The sequence below is a fragment of the Streptomyces sp. NPDC091412 genome, assembly GCF_044756885.1.
In the GTDB taxonomy this organism is placed as follows: domain Bacteria; phylum Actinomycetota; class Actinomycetes; order Streptomycetales; family Streptomycetaceae; genus Streptomyces.
Window position 1 is genome coordinate 113,857 of record NZ_JBIVTV010000011.1, and the last position, 18,124, is coordinate 131,980.

Annotated in this window: 19 protein-coding genes and 1 pseudogene; 11 read left to right on the top strand and 9 right to left on the bottom strand. The window is 68.9% G+C overall.

The features are described 5' to 3' along the window. Nucleotides 1-74 precede the first annotated feature (74 nt). On the top strand, nt 75-239 hold the full coding sequence (locus ACIQMV_RS24985) for a hypothetical protein (protein ID WP_402595671.1): 165 nt from the start codon (nt 75-77) through the stop codon (nt 237-239). 133 nt (nt 240-372) lie between these two features. On the opposite strand, the gene ACIQMV_RS24990 is transcribed toward ACIQMV_RS24985, so the two are convergent. After that, the gene (locus ACIQMV_RS24990) at nt 373-1,140 is read right to left on the bottom strand and encodes an alpha/beta fold hydrolase (protein WP_402595673.1); all 768 of its coding nucleotides are present in this window, start codon (nt 1,138-1,140) and stop codon (nt 373-375) included. 146 nt (nt 1,141-1,286) lie between these two features. Further along, nucleotides 1,287-1,661 (bottom strand): hypothetical protein, encoded by a 375-nt coding sequence (locus ACIQMV_RS24995; protein WP_402595675.1) that lies wholly within the window; start codon nt 1,659-1,661, stop codon nt 1,287-1,289. 101 nt (nt 1,662-1,762) lie between these two features. On the opposite strand from ACIQMV_RS24995, the gene sigJ reads away from it, so the two are divergent. After that, nucleotides 1,763-2,680 carry an RNA polymerase sigma factor SigJ gene (gene sigJ / locus ACIQMV_RS25000; protein ID WP_402595676.1) on the top strand — a complete coding sequence of 306 codons (918 nt, stop codon included), beginning with the start codon at nt 1,763-1,765 and terminating at the stop codon, nt 2,678-2,680. 384 nt (nt 2,681-3,064) lie between these two features. On the opposite strand, the gene ACIQMV_RS25005 is transcribed toward sigJ, so the two are convergent. Then, nucleotides 3,065-4,270, bottom strand: a complete 1,206-nt coding sequence (locus tag ACIQMV_RS25005; protein WP_402595677.1) for an RNA-guided endonuclease InsQ/TnpB family protein — start codon at nt 4,268-4,270, stop codon at nt 3,065-3,067. A 218-nt stretch (nt 4,271-4,488) separates the two neighbouring features. Between ACIQMV_RS25005 and ACIQMV_RS25010 the strand changes: the two genes are divergently transcribed. The 7 genes from ACIQMV_RS25010 to ACIQMV_RS25040 all read left to right on the top strand — a co-directional run bounded on the left by ACIQMV_RS25010 (nt 4,489) and on the right by ACIQMV_RS25040 (nt 12,207). Next, nucleotides 4,489-4,950 (top strand): GNAT family N-acetyltransferase, encoded by a 462-nt coding sequence (locus ACIQMV_RS25010; RefSeq protein ID WP_402595828.1) that lies wholly within the window; start codon nt 4,489-4,491, stop codon nt 4,948-4,950. A 227-nt stretch (nt 4,951-5,177) separates the two neighbouring features. Then, nucleotides 5,178-6,494, top strand: a complete 1,317-nt coding sequence (locus ACIQMV_RS25015) for an acyltransferase (protein ID WP_402595678.1) — start codon at nt 5,178-5,180, stop codon at nt 6,492-6,494. 668 nt (nt 6,495-7,162) lie between these two features. Further along, complete coding sequence (locus tag ACIQMV_RS25020; RefSeq protein WP_402595680.1) at nt 7,163-7,759, top strand: hypothetical protein; 597 nt, start codon at nt 7,163-7,165, stop codon at nt 7,757-7,759. A gap of 554 nt (nt 7,760-8,313) precedes the next feature. Next, nucleotides 8,314-8,454 carry a hypothetical protein gene (locus ACIQMV_RS25025; RefSeq protein WP_172633302.1) on the top strand — a complete coding sequence of 47 codons (141 nt, stop codon included), beginning with the start codon at nt 8,314-8,316 and terminating at the stop codon, nt 8,452-8,454. Beyond that, complete coding sequence (locus tag ACIQMV_RS25030) at nt 8,451-9,446, top strand: BtrH N-terminal domain-containing protein (protein WP_402595681.1); 996 nt, start codon at nt 8,451-8,453, stop codon at nt 9,444-9,446. Before ACIQMV_RS25025 ends, ACIQMV_RS25030 begins: the two co-directional genes overlap by 4 nt. 1,265 nt (nt 9,447-10,711) lie before the next feature. Beyond that, nucleotides 10,712-11,278, top strand: a complete 567-nt coding sequence (locus ACIQMV_RS25035) for a hypothetical protein (protein WP_402595682.1) — start codon at nt 10,712-10,714, stop codon at nt 11,276-11,278. Nucleotides 11,279-11,724: 446 nt separating this feature from the next. Further along, nucleotides 11,725-12,207, top strand: a complete 483-nt coding sequence (locus ACIQMV_RS25040; protein ID WP_402595684.1) for a hypothetical protein — start codon at nt 11,725-11,727, stop codon at nt 12,205-12,207. Nucleotides 12,208-12,349: 142 nt separating this feature from the next. Here the strand turns inward: ACIQMV_RS25040 and ACIQMV_RS25045 are convergent, their stop codons facing one another. From ACIQMV_RS25045 to ACIQMV_RS25065, 5 genes are read right to left on the bottom strand one after another with little or no spacing between them, the layout of a single operon-like run. Next, the gene (locus tag ACIQMV_RS25045) at nt 12,350-12,571 is read right to left on the bottom strand and encodes a ParA family protein (RefSeq protein WP_402595685.1); all 222 of its coding nucleotides are present in this window, start codon (nt 12,569-12,571) and stop codon (nt 12,350-12,352) included. 20 nt (nt 12,572-12,591) lie between these two features. Further along, complete coding sequence (locus tag ACIQMV_RS25050) at nt 12,592-13,989, bottom strand: NAD(P)/FAD-dependent oxidoreductase (RefSeq protein ID WP_402595687.1); 1,398 nt, start codon at nt 13,987-13,989, stop codon at nt 12,592-12,594. After that, nucleotides 13,982-15,169, bottom strand: coding sequence for an MAB_1171c family putative transporter (locus ACIQMV_RS25055; RefSeq protein WP_402595689.1), 1,188 nt, complete (start codon nt 15,167-15,169; stop codon nt 13,982-13,984). Before ACIQMV_RS25055 ends, ACIQMV_RS25050 begins: the two co-directional genes overlap by 8 nt. Beyond that, nucleotides 15,169-15,780 (bottom strand): toxin, encoded by a 612-nt coding sequence (locus ACIQMV_RS25060; RefSeq protein ID WP_402595691.1) that lies wholly within the window; start codon nt 15,778-15,780, stop codon nt 15,169-15,171. Before ACIQMV_RS25060 ends, ACIQMV_RS25055 begins: the two co-directional genes overlap by 1 nt. Next, entirely contained in the window at nt 15,777-16,382 is a 606-nt protein-coding gene (locus ACIQMV_RS25065; protein WP_402595692.1) for a hypothetical protein, read from the bottom strand. The genes ACIQMV_RS25060 and ACIQMV_RS25065 overlap by 4 nt, the downstream gene beginning before the upstream one ends. 401 nt (nt 16,383-16,783) lie before the next feature. Between ACIQMV_RS25065 and ACIQMV_RS25070 the strand changes: the two genes are divergently transcribed. Both ACIQMV_RS25070 and ACIQMV_RS25075 read left to right on the top strand, forming a co-directional pair. Next, nucleotides 16,784-17,461: a class I SAM-dependent methyltransferase gene (locus ACIQMV_RS25070; protein WP_402595694.1), complete on the top strand. Its 678-nt coding sequence runs from the start codon at nt 16,784-16,786 to the stop codon at nt 17,459-17,461. 105 nt (nt 17,462-17,566) lie between these two features. Beyond that, a pseudogene (locus ACIQMV_RS25075) lies at nt 17,567-17,983 on the top strand (kinase); the annotation flags it as partial. Here ACIQMV_RS25075 and ACIQMV_RS25080 read toward each other — a convergent pair. After that, on the bottom strand, nt 17,973-18,122 hold the full coding sequence (locus tag ACIQMV_RS25080; protein ID WP_402595695.1) for a hypothetical protein: 150 nt from the start codon (nt 18,120-18,122) through the stop codon (nt 17,973-17,975). The pseudogene ACIQMV_RS25075 and the gene ACIQMV_RS25080 overlap by 11 nt on opposite strands. Nucleotides 18,123-18,124: the final 2 nt, after the last annotated feature.

Genomic DNA, 18,124 nt, shown 5'->3' on the forward strand with positions numbered 1-18,124 from the left:
GTCAGAACACCTCATCCTACGAACGAACCTCGACGGCACGAACTCAACCGTTCGGGGTGCGCATGCTCGTCCTGGTGTCGAGCATTCCCGGAGAGGGACCCGAGAGCTACCGCGCGGGCGATCCGCCCTACAGCGAGAGCCCTTCCGGGGCCGCCCGCGACGCCCTCGGGGAAGGACGCCAGAGCGTCGAGCGGGCGCTGCCGCGAGCCCGGGGCCCCGAGTGCAGCGGCGCCGGATGACCGCGCACAGCGTGAAGGGCGGGCCGTACCGGACCCGCGACCGCGCCGCGTATTCGTCGTCACACACGGGGAGCCCGTGCGGCCCTGTTCACGTCACGCTCTGCCCCCGCGGACGGCCTGCCTATTGCTGGTGTCAGTCCGCCAGCGCCGCCGCAGTGGCGCGGGCGAAGCCTTCCGGATTGTCCAGCATGATGTTGTGCCCGCAGTCCGGGATCGGGACCACGGCCACCCCGGCTTCGATGAGCGCGCCAGTACCCGGGAGCGGGCCGTCGGCCTCGGGCAGCAGGTAGGTGCGGGGAATCTTCAGGTCCAGCAGGAGCTCGCGCATGGTGGGGACGGTGCCACGGGTGAGGTGGACCGCGCTGCGATGCAGTGCCTCCCGGCCGGCCAGGCGCATCGTGGACCACCAGTGGGAACCGGCCCGGTCACGGATGTCTTCCCAGCCGCCCGCCAGGAACTCCTGCTCGGAATACGCGGCGATGCCGCTGCTGCCCGCGGAGGTGGGGCTGGGCGGGATCGGGTCGAGGTTGGCGTCGACCAGGACCAGGCGGGAGACCAGCTGGGGGTGCCGGGTGGCCAGGACGATGGCCACCGAGCCGCCCATGCTGTGCGCGATCACCTCGGCGCCGGCAACACCGGCGGAGGTCAGGGCCGCGGCGAGGGCATCGGCGTGCGATTCCAGGGTGTAGTCGAAGCCCGTGGGCCGGTCGCTGATGCCGTGCCCGAGCAAGTCGATCAGCAGTGAACGGCGGCCGGCCAGCAGAGCATGGACCGCGACCTCCGTGAAGTAGGCCGGCGCCGTGGCACCCAGGCCATGGACGTAGACGCGTGACGGTTCCTGCCCCGGCAGCTCGACCCAGCGGATCCGGTCCCCCTCGGGCGTCACGGCGGCGTTGCGCACAGTCTGCTCCCTCCACTCCGGACCGACGGAGAGACGAGAGTAGCCACCGGAGCTCGACGCATAACCACCGCCCCCAGCGCAGGATCCTGCGCGAGCACCGGAAGTCTCAGGCATCGGTCGTGACGCCTCACCCGATTTCGTTCACATCACCGTTGGCGCCGGGCCAGCGCCAGCACGCTCAGACCGAACATCAAGACACCCAGGGGGAGATGGACCGACGGGACGTGCGCGATGCCGAGGACGACCTGGACCGAGGCGAGTACGAGGAAACCTGACGCGTGCCAGATCGGCCGGGGCGAGCCGCCGCCCGGCTTCCAGGCCAGCACCGCCGCGAGCACGTACAGCATCGACGCCCCGTACATCACACGGGCTCCGACACTGTGGAGCGTCTCTCCGTAGGACGAGGTCAGCAGCAGTCCGGCGGAGACCGCCTGAAGGAAGATGGTCAGGGTCTGCAGGGCGATCGCGATCTGCAGGAACGAGGGGCTGCGCTGTGCGTTCGCCGTCACCTGAGTGGCCATGTCGCAGTTCTCTTTTCCGCCCTCGGGCAGTAGATCGATAAGGTCTCACCAGGCCGACGACAGGGGCCTGCGAAAGGTAAGGCGAGGGGGCGGCCGAAAGCATGGGGACTGTCGGGACCAGCACAAATGACATAGCCGGTGAACGACGCCAACTGATCAATGTCGCTTACCGGTTGCTCGGTTCGGTGACCGAGGCCGAGGACGCAGTACAGGATGCCTACGCACGCTGGTACGGACTGCCACGAAGCCGGCAGGAGGAGATCCTGTCCCCCGGCGCCTGGCTGACGACGGTGACCAGCCGCATCTGCTTGGACGTGCTCGGCTCGGCGCGTGCCCGCCGTGAACGCTACGTCGGCGCGTGGCTGCCCGAGCCGCTGCCCGACCGCACCGAGTGGGACCACGCGGGCGGCGCCGACCCCACCGGCCCGGCAGACCCCGCCGACCAGATCGTCCTGGACGAGTCGGTGACCATGGCCTTCCTCGTCGTCCTGGAGTCGATGACGCCCGCCGAGCGGGTGGCGTTCGTCCTGCACGACGTCTTCCGGTACCCGTTCGCCGAAATCGCCGACGTTCTCGGCCGGACCCCCGCGGCCTGCAAGCAGTTGGCGGCCTCCGCCAGGCGACGGGTGAGCATCGCACGCGCTCCGGTGACGACGACCGGCCAGGCCGACGTGGTGAGGCACGTCAAAGAGGCATGGGAGACCAAGGACATCGCAGCCCTCGTCGGTCTCCTCAACCCGGCCGCCGTGATGACCGCCGACGGCGGCGGCTTGGCCGGCACCGTCCTGCGCCCGGTCGAGGGCGGGGCGCGCATCGCCCAGTACATGGTCGCCATTGCCGAGAAGGCTCCGGGACTCGAACTCCTGGAGCGGTCGGTCAACGGCGCGCCGGGCCTGGTGGCCCAGCGTGCCGGCGTCGTCTTGACCGTAGCCTCGTTCGACGTCTTCGACGGGCGCGTCACCCGGATCTGGGCAGTCCGCAACCCGGAGAAGCTGCGGCCGTGGGCGCGGGAAGGCTAGGGGACGTCTTGCCGATCACTGGTGGAGCGAAGGTGCCCCCGCCGCGCCCTGGTCTTTTCGTATTCGATCTCGACGGAGCGATGATCGGCGTGATCACGCTCGATCGGCGCGACGCAGAGCGTCCGGGTCACGTCCGGCATGGTACTGGCGACGAGGTCGGCAGCGGCAACTGCATCAGCGTTCCCACGCACGGCTCCTGCCATCGGTGTCTCCGACGGAGGCAGCATTCCAGTCGCCGCTGACATCGGTCATGGGGCGTGGAGGACTCGAGGGCTCGCCTGCGAAGCAGCGTGCGCGTATCGAAAGTGGTTGGTTGTGGCTCTGCGACCTGTGCTTCCATACCGAATTGACTACTCCCCCGCCTGAAGGCGCGGGATTCCTGGCTCAGGCAGCCCCCTGGAGCAGCGCTCCAGACAGTCTTACGCCCTCAGCACCAGCCGGGGTCAGACCAGCCCGGACGAGCATCACGGATGCGGAGTTCTTGTCTCTCGGCGAGACGGCTCCGCACCCGGTGCACGTGTAGGTACGTTCCGAAAGGAGGAGTGCGTGCTTGGCTCTCGCACCGCACCGTGCGCAGTCCCTCGTGGTGTGCGCGGGGTTGACCAGGTACACGGCACGACCGTGCTTGCGGCCCATCTCGACCAGGGCCTTCTTCGTGGCGCCGATCGCCGCGTCAGCCGCCTTGCGAGCCATCGAGGACTTGGCGAGGAACTTCGGACGGAAATCCTCCACCGCGATGGCATCGTGGTCGCGGACCACTGCCTTGGCCCACTTGCGGCCGGTGTGATGCCGCTGCCGGGCGACCTTCTGGTGCAGCTTCGCGGCCTGCCGCCGCGCCCTGTGGTAACCCTTCGAGGCGGCCCGTCCCCTGTGCGGCTTCCGGCGGGACATCATCCGCTGGTAGCGGGCCAGCTTCCCCGCGGCCTTCCTCCCGTGCTGCGGATGCGGAAGATCGTGGGCATCGGACGTGGTGGTCGCGAGCTCCTTCACACCCCAGTCGATGCCGATCACCGCGCCGCTGAGCGGGAGCGGCTGCACCTCGGTCGGGAGGACAAAGCTTGCGTACCAGTGGCCGAGGCTGTCGCGGTACACGCGCACCGACGAAGGGTCGGCCGGAAGCTGCCGCGACCACACCACCGTCAGGCTGATGCCGCCCGCCAGGTGCAGCCGCCCGTCCTTGAGCCGGAAGCCGCGCCGCGTGTAGTTCAGGCTCGGCCGGGAGTCCTTGAGCTTCTTATGTCCGGGCATTCCGGCTCGCCCGCGCATCGGCAGCCCCGCCTTGATGTCCTTCAGCGCCTTGGCGCGGGACCTGCCGAAGTCCCGGATGATCTGCTGCTGCGGAACCGAGGAGCCCTCGCGCAGCCAGGCGTTGCCGGCGCGGGCCTCGGTCAGCATCTTGTCCAGCCGCGCCGGGCCGCACATCTCGCCGTCGGCGAACGCCTTCTTGGACCGGGCGACACACTCGTTCCAGATCCAGCGGCAGCGGCCCCACTCGCCCGTCAGCTGCTTCTCGGCGGTGGCGGACACGCGCAGCCGGTAGCCGTACCGGGCACACCCGGCGTCTGCCGTCACCTGCTGCTGCGTCGTCACAAGCGCCAACCTATCGGCACGGTACGACAGTCGATGCCGGTTCGCCTGTCGGAGAAACGGCTTTCCCTGTCCCGCTCCGCGGGCGACCGAATTCCTCCCCGGCCTGAAGGCCGGGGCATCCTTCGGAGGTTTTGGTGAACATCGAGAGCCCCGGGGCTGGTGTGGAACGGTCAGATCTCCGGATCCGGCCGAGGGCTGACAGCGCTGTCGAGATGTGTGTGCGGGTTCTCGAGGAAGTCCATCAAGGTGATGGTTACCCGGTGAACTGGCCCGACCAGCCTGATGAGTGGCTGTCGCAGGCTTCCCTGCTGGAGGCCTGGGTCGCTGAACTTGGCGGCCGTCTCGTTGGCCACGTCAGCTTGTCCCGCAGCAGTGAAGGCGATCTGGCCCCCGGCTTGTGGAGCGAGCGGAACGGGACGAACAAGGCCCTGACCGCAGTGGTCAGCCGGCTGTTCGTCGCCCCGCAGGCCAGGGGGTACGGCATCGGTGCGCTGCTGGTCGGCCAAGCCGTGGAGGGGGCACGACGTCGTGGCCTCCATCCGGTGCTCGACGTCGTGGCATCCGATACCGCCGCAGCAGCCCTGTACGAGCGACTGGGCTGGGAACTGATGGCCACGGTCGAGCAACGATGGGGCCCGTCTCAACTGGTGACCATTCACTGTTATGCGGCGGCATCGTGAAGTGGCCGGACACAGCCACTCGTTGACGCACTCGACCGCGTGCCGAGCCTCGCTCCCCCGGGGCGACCTTCGACGGACGGCCACCACGGGAGGCCGGGGTTCGAGAGATGGCCACGGTGTGTGCCGAGCCGCCGTTCGGTGGTGGAGTGTGTCGTATCGGGCACGGAATGGTTGCGGCGCGGAGTTCTCGCGGCGTGGAGGTCGGGCTTCGGGCAGCATGACGAAGCATGGGCAGAGACCGTTACGTCGACTTCTTGCGCGCGTGGGCGATCGTCCTGGTGGTGCTCGGCCACTGGCTGATCACCGGCCTGATCAGGGAGAGCGACGGACGGATCACCGCGCCTGAGCTGTTGGCGACAGTTCCTTGGACCCAGTGGCTGACTCTGGGCTTTCAGATCATGCCGCTGTTTTTCCTGGCCGGCGGCCACGCCGCGGGGGGCTCCTGGTCGCGGGCCCGCGCGGCGGGTGGTTCCGCGACTGGCTGGGTGGGGCAGCGTGCCTTGCGGCTGTTGCTTCCGACGGGCGCCTACAGCGGTCTTGTGCTGCTCGCCGTCGGCATCTGTGCGGCGGTCGGTGTGGACCCGGGCACGCTTGCACTCGTGGGCTGGGCGATGGCCATGCAGTTCTGGTTCCTTCCGGTGTACCTGTTGCTCAGCGCCCTGACGCCGCTGCTGCACGCGGCGCACCGGCGATGGGGTCTGCGCGTTGCCGTCGTCATGGGCGCGGTAGCCGCGGCCGTTGACGCGATGGTGGTGACGGTGCACGCTCCGTATGTCGGGCTGGCTGACTACGTGCTCGTGTGGGGTGTGGCCTATCAGTTGGGCTTTTGCTGGAGGGACGGCCTGCTGACTCGTCGTCGGCTGTTGCCGGCCGCGATGGCGGTGGGCGGTGGGGCGGCTTTCGCGGCGCTGATCGCTCTCGGGCCGTTCCCGGTCAGTCTGATCTTTGTGACTGGGCAGGCGCCCAGCAATACCGACCCACCGTCGGTGGCGATGCTGGCATGGGTAGTGGCCCAGACCGGCGTGTGTCTTCTCGTCGCGCCGGCTGTGCGGAGGCTTCTGGACCGCGAGTGGGTGTGGCGTCTGGTGCAGCCGGTCGGTGGTGCGAGCATGACGCTGTATCTGTGGCACATGCTGCCGGTGCTGGTCGTGGCCGCCGCGTTCTACCTGACCGCCCTCGCACCTGAGCCCGTCTTCGGGTCCGCTGGATGGTGGGCGCTGCGGGTGCCGTGGCTGCTGGTGCTCGGGCTCGTTCTCGCCGGCTCGGTGGCGGCGCTGCGACCGCTGGAGCGGAAACTGGCCGCACTGTACGAACGGACGCGTCCGGACGCCGACCGGCGCCGCTCCTGGATACCATGGCTCGGCCTCGCCGCGAGCGTCGCCGCCCTGTCCCGCTTCGCCGTGCGGGGTTTCGCGTACGACGGGCGGTTCCCGTTCCTGCCCTCGCTGGGCCTGGCCCTGGGCATCGGTCTGTTGCTGCTGCCTGGCCGGACAGCACCGGATCATCCCGCGCAGCACGAGGACGCCCTGGAGGAGGCTGCCTGAGCCGGGGCACGGGGACCCCCTGTATCCGGGGTCTCAGCCGGTGGTTGCCCCGAGGTTCGTCGACGACGGCGAGTGGGAGGCGGCCACGGACGCCGTGACGTCCTCCCGAGCCAGGGCCTGCGGGGCACCCTGCCGACCGCGCACCGCCGCCGGATCGGCAGCTGGGTGGCGATGCGACCTGCGCCGATACCGCGGGCTGGACGGATCGCGCGAGCACGCCCCGACCGGGTGAGGGGGCGTCATGGGGGCCCGGGCTTTGGGGCTCTCACCCTCTGGGGACGGTGGCCCGGTCCACACCGGATGACGGCCGGATTGGGCGTAAGGCCCTGACAAGGCGGGGTTGCCGTGATCCGGTACGTGGCCCGCTTGTCCCGAGATCTGATGTCGTCCGCGGCAGCATATCCAGGCGACCCGCTGCCGCATGGGTGAGCAGGCGTCAGAGATCACCTTGAAGGCCTAATGCCTCATCAATCTTCCTGATATTTAAAGAAAACTGACGTCTCATCAGCAATCCGGGAGCCGGGTCTGGGGCTTCTCCGAGTACCCCGTTCGGCTCCCCCACGCCAGCCCTTCCGATGCGCCCGAAATGACAGCTTTGGGGGTGGTCATTAACTTCAATCACACGTCGGCTTTCACAGCCGGCCCCTCAGAGAGAGGAGCAAGACATCATGATCATGACCCGTTCCACCGCCGTCACGGCGGCCATCTCCGCCGCTTCCGCAATCGCCGCGACCGGCATCACCTACGCCGCCGCCACCCCCGCATCGGTTCCCCAGACGGTCCCGGCCGTCGCCCAGCAGGCACCCGCCCCGGACTACGCCCCGATGGGCGGCGAGGGCGGACAGGGCAAGGGCAACGAGGGCGGCGGCCGCGGCGGCGAAGGCGGCGAGCGCGGCGAGCACGGCGAGGGTGGTGAGCGCGGCGAGCACGGCAAGCGTCGCCACCACGAGATCGGCAGGATCTTCATCAACGAGCGGACGTACTCCGCCGCCCCGGACGGCTGCATCACCGTGGTCAGCGGCCTGGGCTCCAAGAGCCTCAACGTCCGCAACGAGAGCAAGCGGACCGTCGAGGTCTTCCGCGGCGCGACCTGCGACAACGGCGCGCCCCTCGCGACCGTCGGCCCCCGCAGCGAAGCCAACGGCGTCAAGGTGCACCACACCAAGGGCGTCCACGTCAAGGACGGAATCGTGGCCAGCATCCGAGTGGTCGGTCACCACAAGGGCGACTTCGACTTCGACGACTTCGGCTTCGACGAGTTCTAAACCCAACCGCATCAAGCGAACCATCTAGAATCCCGGCCCGCCGCAATCGGGCCGGGATTCTGGTCTCCGTCCCCCGGGCACCGGCACGTGGCGCCCACACCCGACCGCTGCTTCACGGTCCACGCGCCTTTCACGCCATACTAAAACCGGCCCGAAGGCACTGCGAGGCTGCCCGCGCCGGCCACCTCCCGCCTCATCGGTGCACCTCCAAGCAGACTCCCGCTGGGACACACCCAGTTGGCGGTGTTCTCCCATAGCTCCACCGCTCTCCCCCGCGGCGCCCGGGTGAGCCCGAACGGGTGACGAAAGGCGAAAGCCGCACACCCTGTACCCCTCCCCCGACCCCCGCATGTCGCTGCCGACCGGGGAGCCGGCCTGGGCCGGTCATGATCGAACGGACCACGCGGCAGTGACCGCCCGGCGGGCTGGGCTTCAGACAGCGGCCCGGCCAGGGCATGCGTCCGCCGCGCGATCCGGACGCTCCAAGCGATGACGACGGCGAAGAGACGTAGGAGGCCTGGGGGGCAATGAATACGGCGTTGGACTCTCCCACCGTGGGAGAGTCCACCATGATGGCGTGCAAGACGAACGACGAACTGCCCGTACTTGAGGCCTATCTCGTCGGGCCGGCAGAGGCACCACAAGAAGAACTGATGGCCCGGCTGATCATCTCCATCCAGGAAAGCATGGCATGACCACGGTGATAGACATGGATGCCCGCGGTACGCAGCACTGTGAGACGACAGCTCTGGGGGTACTGCTGCGACACCAGGGGCTCGATCTGACCGAGCCCATGCTCTTCGGCCTCGGTTCCGGTCTGTCCTTCATCTACTGGGACAGCAAGAACATGGGCTTCCCCTTCCTCGGGGGACGGGTCAGGCCTTTCGACCTCACCAGAAACCTGGCCACCAGACTCGGGCTGGAGCTCCTGGTCCAGGAGACCACCTCCCCTCGCAGGGCTTGGGAGAACGTGGTGGCCCCCATCGACGCCGGCCACCCCGTCGGACTGCAGCTCGACAGCTACCACCTGGACTACTTCACCTCGAAGGTGCACTTCGGCGGCCATGTTGTCGCCATGTACGGCTACGACGACCGCGACGCCTACCTGGTGGACACCGACCAGCAAGGCGGAACGGTATCCACCAGCCTGACCAGCCTCGCCCAGGCCAGGGCCGCACGCGGCCCGATGACCGCCAAGCACCGGTCATTCACCCTCACCGCTCCGGGGAACCTGCCCTCCCCACAGGGCCAGATCATTCCCGCCATCACCGCCTGCGCCGACGCCTTCCTCAACCCGCCCATCGCCAACCTCGGCCACCGAGGCATCGAAAAGGCCGGCGAGCGGGTACGTACATGGCTCCAGCGGACCGACAACCCGCAGCGGGACCTACCGCAGGCCGCCCTCCTGATGGAGAAGGCCGGCACCGGTGGCGCCCTGTTCCGTAACCTCTACCGCGACTTCCTGGCCGAATGCACCGAACAGTTCGACAGCAGCCACCTGCGCACCGGCCACGGGCTGTACGCCGAGGCAGCCACCCTGTGGACGGAAGTCGCAGCACTGATGACAAAAGCCGGCGAATCAGGCAATGCGCAGTTCCTGGCACGGGCAGGCATCATCCTCCGCGAACTTTCACGCATGGAGCACGAGGCCATGCAGGCGCTGAGCTGTCTGGGAGGCGGCCCCTGAGCCGCCAGGCCATCTTCGTCGGCGGCGGCAGCAACGGCTCCAGCCGCTCCTCCTGGTCGTCTGTCAGATCCCCACGAGCCACCTTGAGATCACTCCACGACTCTGATCAACATCTGGAACAGACCCTCCGTTCAGTAATGACGAGTTGGCCGGAGGCGCCCGAGACAGACACCGTCCGTCACCGCATCAGCGACCCGTCCTCGCCGCCTCCGGCAGGCGGATGCTGTGTCCGTGGCCACCGCGCCGGCCCACCGGGGCCGCCAGCCCCCTGAAAGGGGCAGGATCTGGCCGGGCGGGTGCGCCATCTGTAGGTTCAGGCTTTGCACAGCGGCAGCACGGTTCTCATTCTGCGGCTCCTCCACCTACAAGCTCCACGCCCTTGCAGGGAGGCGATGCGGGAGCTTTTGACCTCCTGGCAGATGTGGCATCCCATCAGCCCCGGCCGCCCCGACGTGGCCCTGGCCGACACTCGCGGACATCGCCCCGCACACCGTGGTGTGGCTGAACGAAGCCGCCCTCGCTCCTCGACCCGGACCCGCACCCGCACCCGCGAAGAGGGATGCGGCAGGCCTGCCAAGCCCGCCCCGCGACCCGAACCCTGGTGCTGGTGCCGGCCGCCGTGCGGCCCAAGCACTGGCGGACCCTGACGGCCCGTGGCCCCTGATTGGCATGCTCACGCCCGCCCGACCGCCGCACAGTCATGAGATCGACATGCCGGACGCGTTCACCGACGGGCGCCGACCTTGCCGCGCTCACCGGCACCGCCGACGCCGACGCCCCCCGGGTGAGGGGTCGTCATCGGCCCGGCCTTCGGGTCCTTCGGACCCTCACCCCCTTGACCACAGCATGATGGCCCAGCCCCCACCGGACGGCGGACGGCGGACGGCGGACGGCGGACGGCGGACGGCACGAGCACAAGGCTCTGACGGGGCAGGACCTACTTGATCCGGCCTGTGACCTGTCCTCCCCGAAATCCGGTGAGTCTTTCGGGCCGGTAATTCCAGGCGACCCGCTGCCGCACGGGTGATCAGGCATCAGAGATCACCTTGAAGGCCTAATCCCTCATCAATCTGCCCAGGATTTGCGATGGATTGACGTGCCGTCAGCAGTGGAAGAAACGGGCCTCCGGGTGCTCTGGGTACCCCGTTCGGCTCTCTCCCACCAGCCGTACCGATATGCCCGAAATGACAGCTCTGGCGGCGATCAGTACGTTCATTCACACACCGGCTTCCAAAGCCGGCCTCTCTCAGAAGGAGCAAGACACCATGATCATGACCCGTTCCAAGGTCGTTACCGCGGCCGTCGCCGCCGCGGCAGCACTCGCCGTGACCGGCATCACCTACGCCACGGCCGCCCCCGCTCCCGAGACGGCTCCGGCCGTCGTCCAGCAGGCCCCCGCCCCGGCCTACGCCCCGTTGGGCGGCGAGTCCGGACAGGGCAAGGGCAACGAGGGCGGCGGCCGCGGCGGCGAAGGCGGCGAGCGCGGCGAGGGTGGCGAGCGCGGCGAGCGCGGCGAGGGTGGCAAGCGCCACCACGAGATCGGCAGGATCTTCATCAACGAGCGGTCGTTCTCCGCCCACCCCGACGGCTGCATCACCGTGGTGAGCGGCCTGGGCTCCAAGAGCTTCAACATCCGCAACGACAGCAAGCGGACCGTCGAGTTCTTCCGCGGCGCGACCTGCGACAACGGCGCCCCCGTCGCCACCGTCGGCCCCCACAGCGAAGCCAACGGCGTCAAGGTGCACCACACCGAGGGCATCCACGTCAAGGACGGAGTGGTGGGCAGCTTCCGGGTGGTCAAGCGCCACCACGGTGAAGACTTCGACTACTAAACCCAACCGCACCATGAGCACCATATAGAACCCCGGCCCGCCGTAATCGGGCCGGGGTTCTGGCCTCATACCCCCAGGGCACCCGGTACGCGGCGCCCACCTGCCCTTTGCCCAACGGTCCACGCACCTTGCACGCGCCCCAAAACCCGCCAGAAAGCGCTGCGAGGCCGCCCACTCCGACGTCCTCCCCCACACCGGTTCACCCCCAAGGGGATTCCCGCTGGAACACACTCGAGTCGGCGGCGTTCCCCAGCAGCGGCCGCCGGCCCCCGCCGCGGCAGCCGGGTGAGCCCGAACGAGTGACGAAAGCACGGAACCCGCACATCCAGTACGACTCCCGCCACCTGGCCCATGATCGAAAGCCAAGCACATCACGCCAGGGCAAAGCGGCAAGCAACGCGACCACAGGGCACATTCCGCACCCAAGACACCACGGGGTGACTCCTATGAACAACCGCCTGGTGGAGGACTCGAGCGACGACAGCTACGTCATGGACATCCTCGACATCACATGCACCCCGGCACTGCCACGCCTCGGACACCAAGTCCGCTGGGACATGGAGTGCCACCTCAAAGAGACGGTCGACCTGACCCAGGTCACCTGCCGGGTCATCATGAAGATCGGCCCCATGAAAATACTGGACAAAAGCTACAAGCTGCCCGACCTGCTGACAAGCATGGGCACCAGCCTGTCGGGGGACGCCCAACCACCCGCCGGACCGTGGAAACAGACCTGGAACCTCCACATCCCCCAGACCGTGCCCGTCGCCAGACACCGACTCCACCTACGCGCCCACACAGCGGACGGCAAGAACTTCCTCGCCCTCGACATCCCCGTCGCCTTCAGCCACAGATGGACCACCACCAACGACAACATCGGCTCACCCAGCCACCACGAATTCGACAGAGACCTCAGCCGGGCAGTGTGACCCAAGCCCCCGCACCCCCTGCACACACCACCCACAACAGCACGGCCCGCACCCTCACGAAACCCGTCTGCGTCATCCCGATCGCGGAGGCAAGCAACATGGCCGCCGGTGGCCAAGCGGACTCGCCGCGCTGCACTGCAGGTCAGTTCACCGGCTCGCACGGAGTGAGCCGCGGGAGTCGGCGCCGGCGTACATGCATGGGCTGCCCGTACGCGGCGAGCGTTCCGGCGAGGTTCGTGATCGTCGTCCTCTTGCCGACGCCGCCCTTCTGGTTGCACATCACGATGGTGCGGGTCACCGTGCCCGGCTGAAGGAACGGGAGGGCCCCGTACGTCACTCGTACGGGGCCCAGTGGCTCGCCCAATTGGGCGAAATTGATCTCGGTCAGGGGTTGGCGGCGGACCGCTCGTCGTCGGTGAGGGGCGGCTTGGACAGGAGCGGCCGCTTCGGTCCGAGCAGCATCGGGACGAGCATGTCCGGGGAGAACAGGCGGGTTGCCGGTTTCTCCATGCTCATGACGTCCAGGAGGGCGCCGAGCGCGCGTCGGTTGCGGGCGCCGGTGGCCACTGCCCGGTCGACGAACGCAGCGAGGTAGCGCTCCACGGCGGTGGGCGGGGTGGCGCTGGCGCCGGGGTAGAACGCGTCTTGGCCGACGGCCAGGTCCCAGGCGGCGGCGACGGGCCGGGCCGCGACACGCTGGAGGCGGCGCGCGAGCCCAGAAGCCGTGACCGGGGTGGTGCGCAGGACGTCGCGGACGGAGAGGGCGCCCTGAGCGGCGACGGTGAGGCCGTGGCCATAGACGGGGTTGTATCCGGCGATGGCGTCGCCGAGGACGGTGAACCCGTCGGGCCAGTGAGCGAGTTTCTCGTAGTAGCGGCGGTGGTTGGCGGTGCTGCGTGTGGTGGCGACGTCGCCAAGCGGCTCGGCGGTCTTGAGCAGCTCCCCGATGACAGGGTCGCCCAGGCCGAGCGCGAAGTCGACGAACGCATCCGGGTCGCTGGTGGGCTCGCCGCCGCGAGTGCCGGAGAGCGTGACAACCCAACGGCCGCCCTCCACGGGCAGGATGATTCCGCCCTGGCCGGGAGCCTTCGCCGGGTTCGCCTGGACGTTGACGAGGGGGAAGTCCGTGTCGGCGGTGGTGCCCGGAGCGCGGTAGATGCGGGTGGCGTAGGCGACTCCGGCGTTGACTTCTCGCTCGGTGACGCGGGGCAGGCCGAGGTCTTCGAGCCACTGGGGGGCGCGGGACCCGCGGCCGGAGGCGTCGATGACGAGGTCGGCGGTGAGGACGGACGTGTCGTCGCCCGTACGGACCTGGACGCCGGTGACGCGGTCGGCGTCGCCCACGAGGGCGAGCGCGGTGGTGTCCTGACGGAGGGTGATCCGCTCGTCGGCGAGGACGTGCCGGCGCAGCACGGCGTCGAGAAGGTCGCGGGAGCTGACGAGGTTGCGGTGGTGCGTCGACGTGAAACGGCGGAACCACACCTCGTTGGGGGCTCGGGAGACCATGTCGCCCATGATGTGGACCAGGCGGCCGCCCTCGGCGACGACGCTGTCCACGACGCCGGGCACGAGGTCGTTGAAAGCGCGTACGCCGCCGCTCCACACCAGGTGAGCATGCCGGGCTTGAGGAACGCCGCGGCGGGGCTCGGGGCCTTCGGGCAGGGTGTCCCGCTCGAGGAGGGTGACGTCGGCGTGTTCGGTGAGGGCCGCGGCGGCGAAAAGACCCGCGGCGCTGGCGCCGATGACGATGGCGGTAGGTCTGCCGGTGGCTGTGTCAGGCATGTGCGGTCACGCTCTCTGTGCTGGTCACCCGCTGGCGGATGCTGCCGATGAGGCGGGGGCGGTACAGGGCCCGGGAGACGGCGTCGATGTGGTCGGCGATGTCGGTTGCGGCCTGCGGGGGTTGGCCGCTGCTGGTGGGGGTCTCGTTGCGGTACGCGTCGGTCGCGGCCTGGATGGCGACGGCCCCGGCGATCCCGTGGGCCTCGTCGGCGCGGTGGGCGGCCGCGGCCGCCTCGTACGCCTGCCGGTAGAGGACCTGGTCGAGGTAGGGGGCGAGCAGGCGCAGCGCGTCATGGATGCGCTGCCGGCGCTGCATCAGCCGCAGATCGAGCGGGGCCCAGAAGCGGAGCCGGACGGCGACCGCGGCGGGTTTGACGACGCGGACCACGCGCCACAGGGACCGAAGCCGCCAGTAGTCACGCTGGTCCCGGCTCCACCGTTGCAGGACAGGCCCGGCCTGCGGGGCGATGAACCCGAGGGCGACCAGGATGGCCTCGATCAGCGCGAAGGGGGGCGCGGCCTTGGTGCTGAGAACGTCGAGGTCGACGCCGAACCAGCGGGCGCCCACCGCGATCAGCTTGGTGACGTCGAAGAGCAGCCCGGAGGCGAACCCGAGCTGTAGGAAGATCACGCCGGTCTTCAGCCACCGGTTGGTGACTTCGGGCAGCCATCGCCACAGCATGTAGGTGGCGACCAGGGACGACACCATGTGCGCGAGCAGGTACAGCAGGATGTGCTCGCGCATCCATGGCGTGCCGGCGTAGTAGGTGTCGAGGTCGTAGATACGGGGTTCGGGGGCGTCGGCCAGGAGGAACGTCGCCCAGAGGCCGACGCCGACGGCCGCGTAGATCCAGTAGATGCGGATCATCCGCCGCCGCCGGCCTTCGGAGGGTGCTTCGCGCCACCGGATGATCATGGTCAGGCCGGTCGCGTTGAACGCGGTGAGGAACGAGTACGCCCATGGCGCCGCGATGTTCGGGACGCCGGTCAGCACGTTGAGCCGGTGAATGTTGATCGGGGTGATCACGATGAGCACGGCCGTGGCCCAGGTCAGGAGCAGGGTGGTTGCCCTGACGTCGGGGTCGCGCCAGGCCCGGAAGAAGGTCGGGGCCTTGAAGGCGAGCGCGATGGCGAGCAGAACGGTGGGGAGAAGGTACGGGACGTGGAAGTGAGGGCTCATCAGAGAAGGCGTCCACCCCGGTTCAGCAGCGACAGGTTCAGGCGGCCCTCCACGGTGGTCGCGCTGACCGGGCTCTCCGCGTACCGGCCGGTCACCCACGTGCGGACCTCACGGCCGAAGAGCAGGCCGAAGGTCTCGGCGTCCACTTCGTGGCTGTCGACCGAGTCGGATCGGGCTGCGACGGTCAGGAGGGCATCCCGTGGGACTTCCTCCGTGGTGAGGATCTGCTCGACCGCTCGCTGCACGGCTTCGGGCGCCTCGCTGGTGGTGGCGCGGGCCGCCGCGTTCATGCCGGCGACGTGGTGGCCGCAGTCGCCGTTCTCCTCGTGCCACAGCTCGTGCCCGAGGATGACGAGCTGGGCCTCGGGGTGCATGCTCTGCTCGACCACGATGACGGAGCGCTCACCGAAGTCGATCCTCATGCCGGAGACCGGGACGGGCAGGTCTGCGGGGAACGCACGGAAGGCCAGTTGGATGGGGCGGCCCGTGCGCGCGCTCATGGCCTGGCAGAACGCGTTCATGACGGCCCTCGGTTCGTCCGGCCGCTGGATGGCCTTGGAGGCTTCCCTGCCGAGGGCGGTGAGCAGAGACTTCATGGCGCGGGTACTCATCGGCCGTTGTCCTCCTGTGGGGGCATGACGGACTTGATGACGCCGGCGAGGAGCGTCTCGGGCTGCTCGGCGGTCGGGCTTCCGTGGTGGCGCATGTCTGTGGCGACGACGCCGTACTTCTTCAGCAGGGCCTGGACGGGGTCGTGTTCGGGGTGTTCGTACTTGGCCAGGGTCGGCAGGAGTGCCCGGTTGAGGGCGCCGGGGGCCTCGTCGGTGAAGAACGCTTCTCTCGCGTCCCTGAGGTCGAAGAACTTCACCAGGCCGTGGCGGAGTTCGACGGAGGGAACCTTCTTGCCGTCGATGATCTGTCGGGCCCGGGCCCCGGAGATGCCGCACCGCCGGTGCACGGCGGCGACCAGCTCGGGCTTTCGTCCCCCGGTCCTGGCCAGGTGGGCGTCGGCGAGAGTTCTCCCACGTGCGCAGACCCGTTCATCCACCTCTTCTTGGGGTGGTGTTCCGCCGGCGAGGAGCGTGCGGACGGTGCTTTCCGGCAGAGCCGTCTTCTCTGCCGGCCGGCGCGGGTCGAGGAGTGCCGCACGGCTCAGCTGCTGATCTTCGATGAGCGCGTCTAATCGCTGAAGCGTCTCGGGGAGGGATGACATGGGCTTCACCGATGCTCTCCCGGTTCTCATCAGTTGTGGTGTGGCGTGCAGCCTATGCGGACGATGCCCGTCGTACAAACGATCGTTTCAGCGCGGATAACGATCGTTGGCTGCTGACGCGGGAGCCTTGTAACCGGCTCTTGATCCAGTCGGCCGTGATCGTGACGAGGTCCGCTCCGATCTCGGTCTGCCGAAGCGACTGCTGCCTGCCAGAGCACTACCTTCAACCGGCGTCGCAATCGTCCGGGGGACCTTGCCCAGCACGAGACCGGTATCGCGGTCAACGCCAAGCCGTTGATCACGGCCCGGCTCCGCTGCCCGGTCCAGCCGCGTCTCGCACTGGGCTGCTGTTGTGGCACGCATTGGGCTGCTGTTGTGGCACGCATTGGGCGGGTGCGACGATGCAGGCCGGCGAGCGAAGGGACACCGACGTGAGGCACGAAGACCAACGGCCGTCTGCCGCTGTGCTGTTCGACGCGCTGGGCCCCGCCTACGAGAAGGCGTTCGCCCATGCCCCCGCGCACCTGTCCGCGCTGGAGTGGCTGATCGAGCGGCTGCCGTCCGCTGCGCGGACACTGGACGTGGGCAGCGGCACCGGGCGTCCCACCGCGGCCGCGCTCATCGCGGCAGGGCACTCGGTGCTGGGCGTCGATGTCTCTCCCGTCATGGTCGAACTCGCCGCCCGTCAGGTCCCCGAGGCCGAGTTCCGGTGCGGCGACATCCGTGATCTCCCGATCGAGGCGGACTCGTTCGACGGCGTGTGTGTGTTCTTCTCGCTGCTGCAGATGACCCGCGCCGAACAGTCGGCCCTGATCCGGCGGCTGGCCCTGGTCCTGAGGCCCGGCGGGCATCTGGTGCTGGCCACCGTGCCGGCGGACGTGGAGGACGTCGAGGTGGTCTTCATGGGCCGGCCGGTCCGCGCGACGAGTTTCGCGGAGGAGGACGTCACCGGCATGGTGGAGGCGGCGGGGCTGACGGTGCTGTCCCGGCACAGCATCGTCTTCACCCCGGACCACCCCGGCGCCGGGCCCGAGCCCCACCTCTACCTGTACTGCCGCCGCGACGAGACCGGGCGCTGACGCTCAGGGGTTTCCACCAGAAGGTCACCGCTCTCTGCCTGCTGGATCCGGCCCGCAGCAAGCCACGTGACCGCACTGGCCTGCCGATCTCGGTGGGCATGCACCCTGCGCCGCGTCGTGCTGCGCGAACGGGACCGGCCCGGCGCGGCCAACATCGGCCTGATCGGCATGACAGCTCGCTACGCGCTGGACGCCGGATTCCACACGGTCGTCGAGGGAATCCTGTATGCCGACCGTTGCGGCGCGATGCTTGAGGACCTCGTTCGCGACCACCGGGGCACCTCTCGCTGCTACTACCTGGACGTGCCGCTCCAGGAGACGCTTGTTCGGCATGCAACGAAGCCGGACCCGGCATACCTGGTCCAGGTCACCGACCAGCACCTGCGTGATGGGTACCGCGAGCGGGACCTGCTGCGCAGCGGGACCGTGACCCTCATCGACTCCAGCAGCACCCTCAGCGAGACCGTGGAGCGGATCACGCGCGAGACCGGCCTGGACCGGGTGCCGGCCATCAAGCGCTGAAGAACTTCTCGACCGGGCCGGCTTCGCCCACGGCCCAGGACCCCAGGAAGATCACCGCGAGAAGGGGCACGGCGACCAGTTCGAGGTACACGACGTAGACATCGCCCGGCGGCAGGAGACCGTGATCAAGGGCGCGCACTT

Excerpts from the sequence above, each read along its gene's own strand:
- ACIQMV_RS25065 (WP_402595692.1), bottom strand. The coding sequence starts at position 16,382 with ATGTCATCCCTCCCCGAGACGCTTCAGCGATTAGACGCGCTCATCGAA.
- ACIQMV_RS25050 (WP_402595687.1), bottom strand. The coding sequence starts at position 13,989 with ATGCCTGACACAGCCACCGGCAGACCTACCGCCATCGTCATCGGCGCC.
- ACIQMV_RS25020 (WP_402595680.1), top strand. The coding sequence starts at position 7,163 with ATGATCATGACCCGTTCCACCGCCGTCACGGCGGCCATCTCCGCCGCT.
- ACIQMV_RS25015 (WP_402595678.1), top strand. The coding sequence starts at position 5,178 with ATGGGCAGAGACCGTTACGTCGACTTCTTGCGCGCGTGGGCGATCGTC.
- ACIQMV_RS25035 (WP_402595682.1), top strand. The coding sequence starts at position 10,712 with ATGATCATGACCCGTTCCAAGGTCGTTACCGCGGCCGTCGCCGCCGCG.
- ACIQMV_RS25040 (WP_402595684.1), top strand. The coding sequence starts at position 11,725 with ATGAACAACCGCCTGGTGGAGGACTCGAGCGACGACAGCTACGTCATG.
- ACIQMV_RS25070 (WP_402595694.1), top strand. The coding sequence starts at position 16,784 with ATGCAGGCCGGCGAGCGAAGGGACACCGACGTGAGGCACGAAGACCAA.
- ACIQMV_RS25030 (WP_402595681.1), top strand. The coding sequence starts at position 8,451 with ATGACCACGGTGATAGACATGGATGCCCGCGGTACGCAGCACTGTGAG.
- ACIQMV_RS25060 (WP_402595691.1), bottom strand. The coding sequence starts at position 15,780 with ATGAGTACCCGCGCCATGAAGTCTCTGCTCACCGCCCTCGGCAGGGAA.
- sigJ (WP_402595676.1), top strand. The coding sequence starts at position 1,763 with ATGGGGACTGTCGGGACCAGCACAAATGACATAGCCGGTGAACGACGC.
- ACIQMV_RS25055 (WP_402595689.1), bottom strand. The coding sequence starts at position 15,169 with ATGAGCCCTCACTTCCACGTCCCGTACCTTCTCCCCACCGTTCTGCTC.
- ACIQMV_RS24995 (WP_402595675.1), bottom strand. The coding sequence starts at position 1,661 with ATGGCCACTCAGGTGACGGCGAACGCACAGCGCAGCCCCTCGTTCCTG.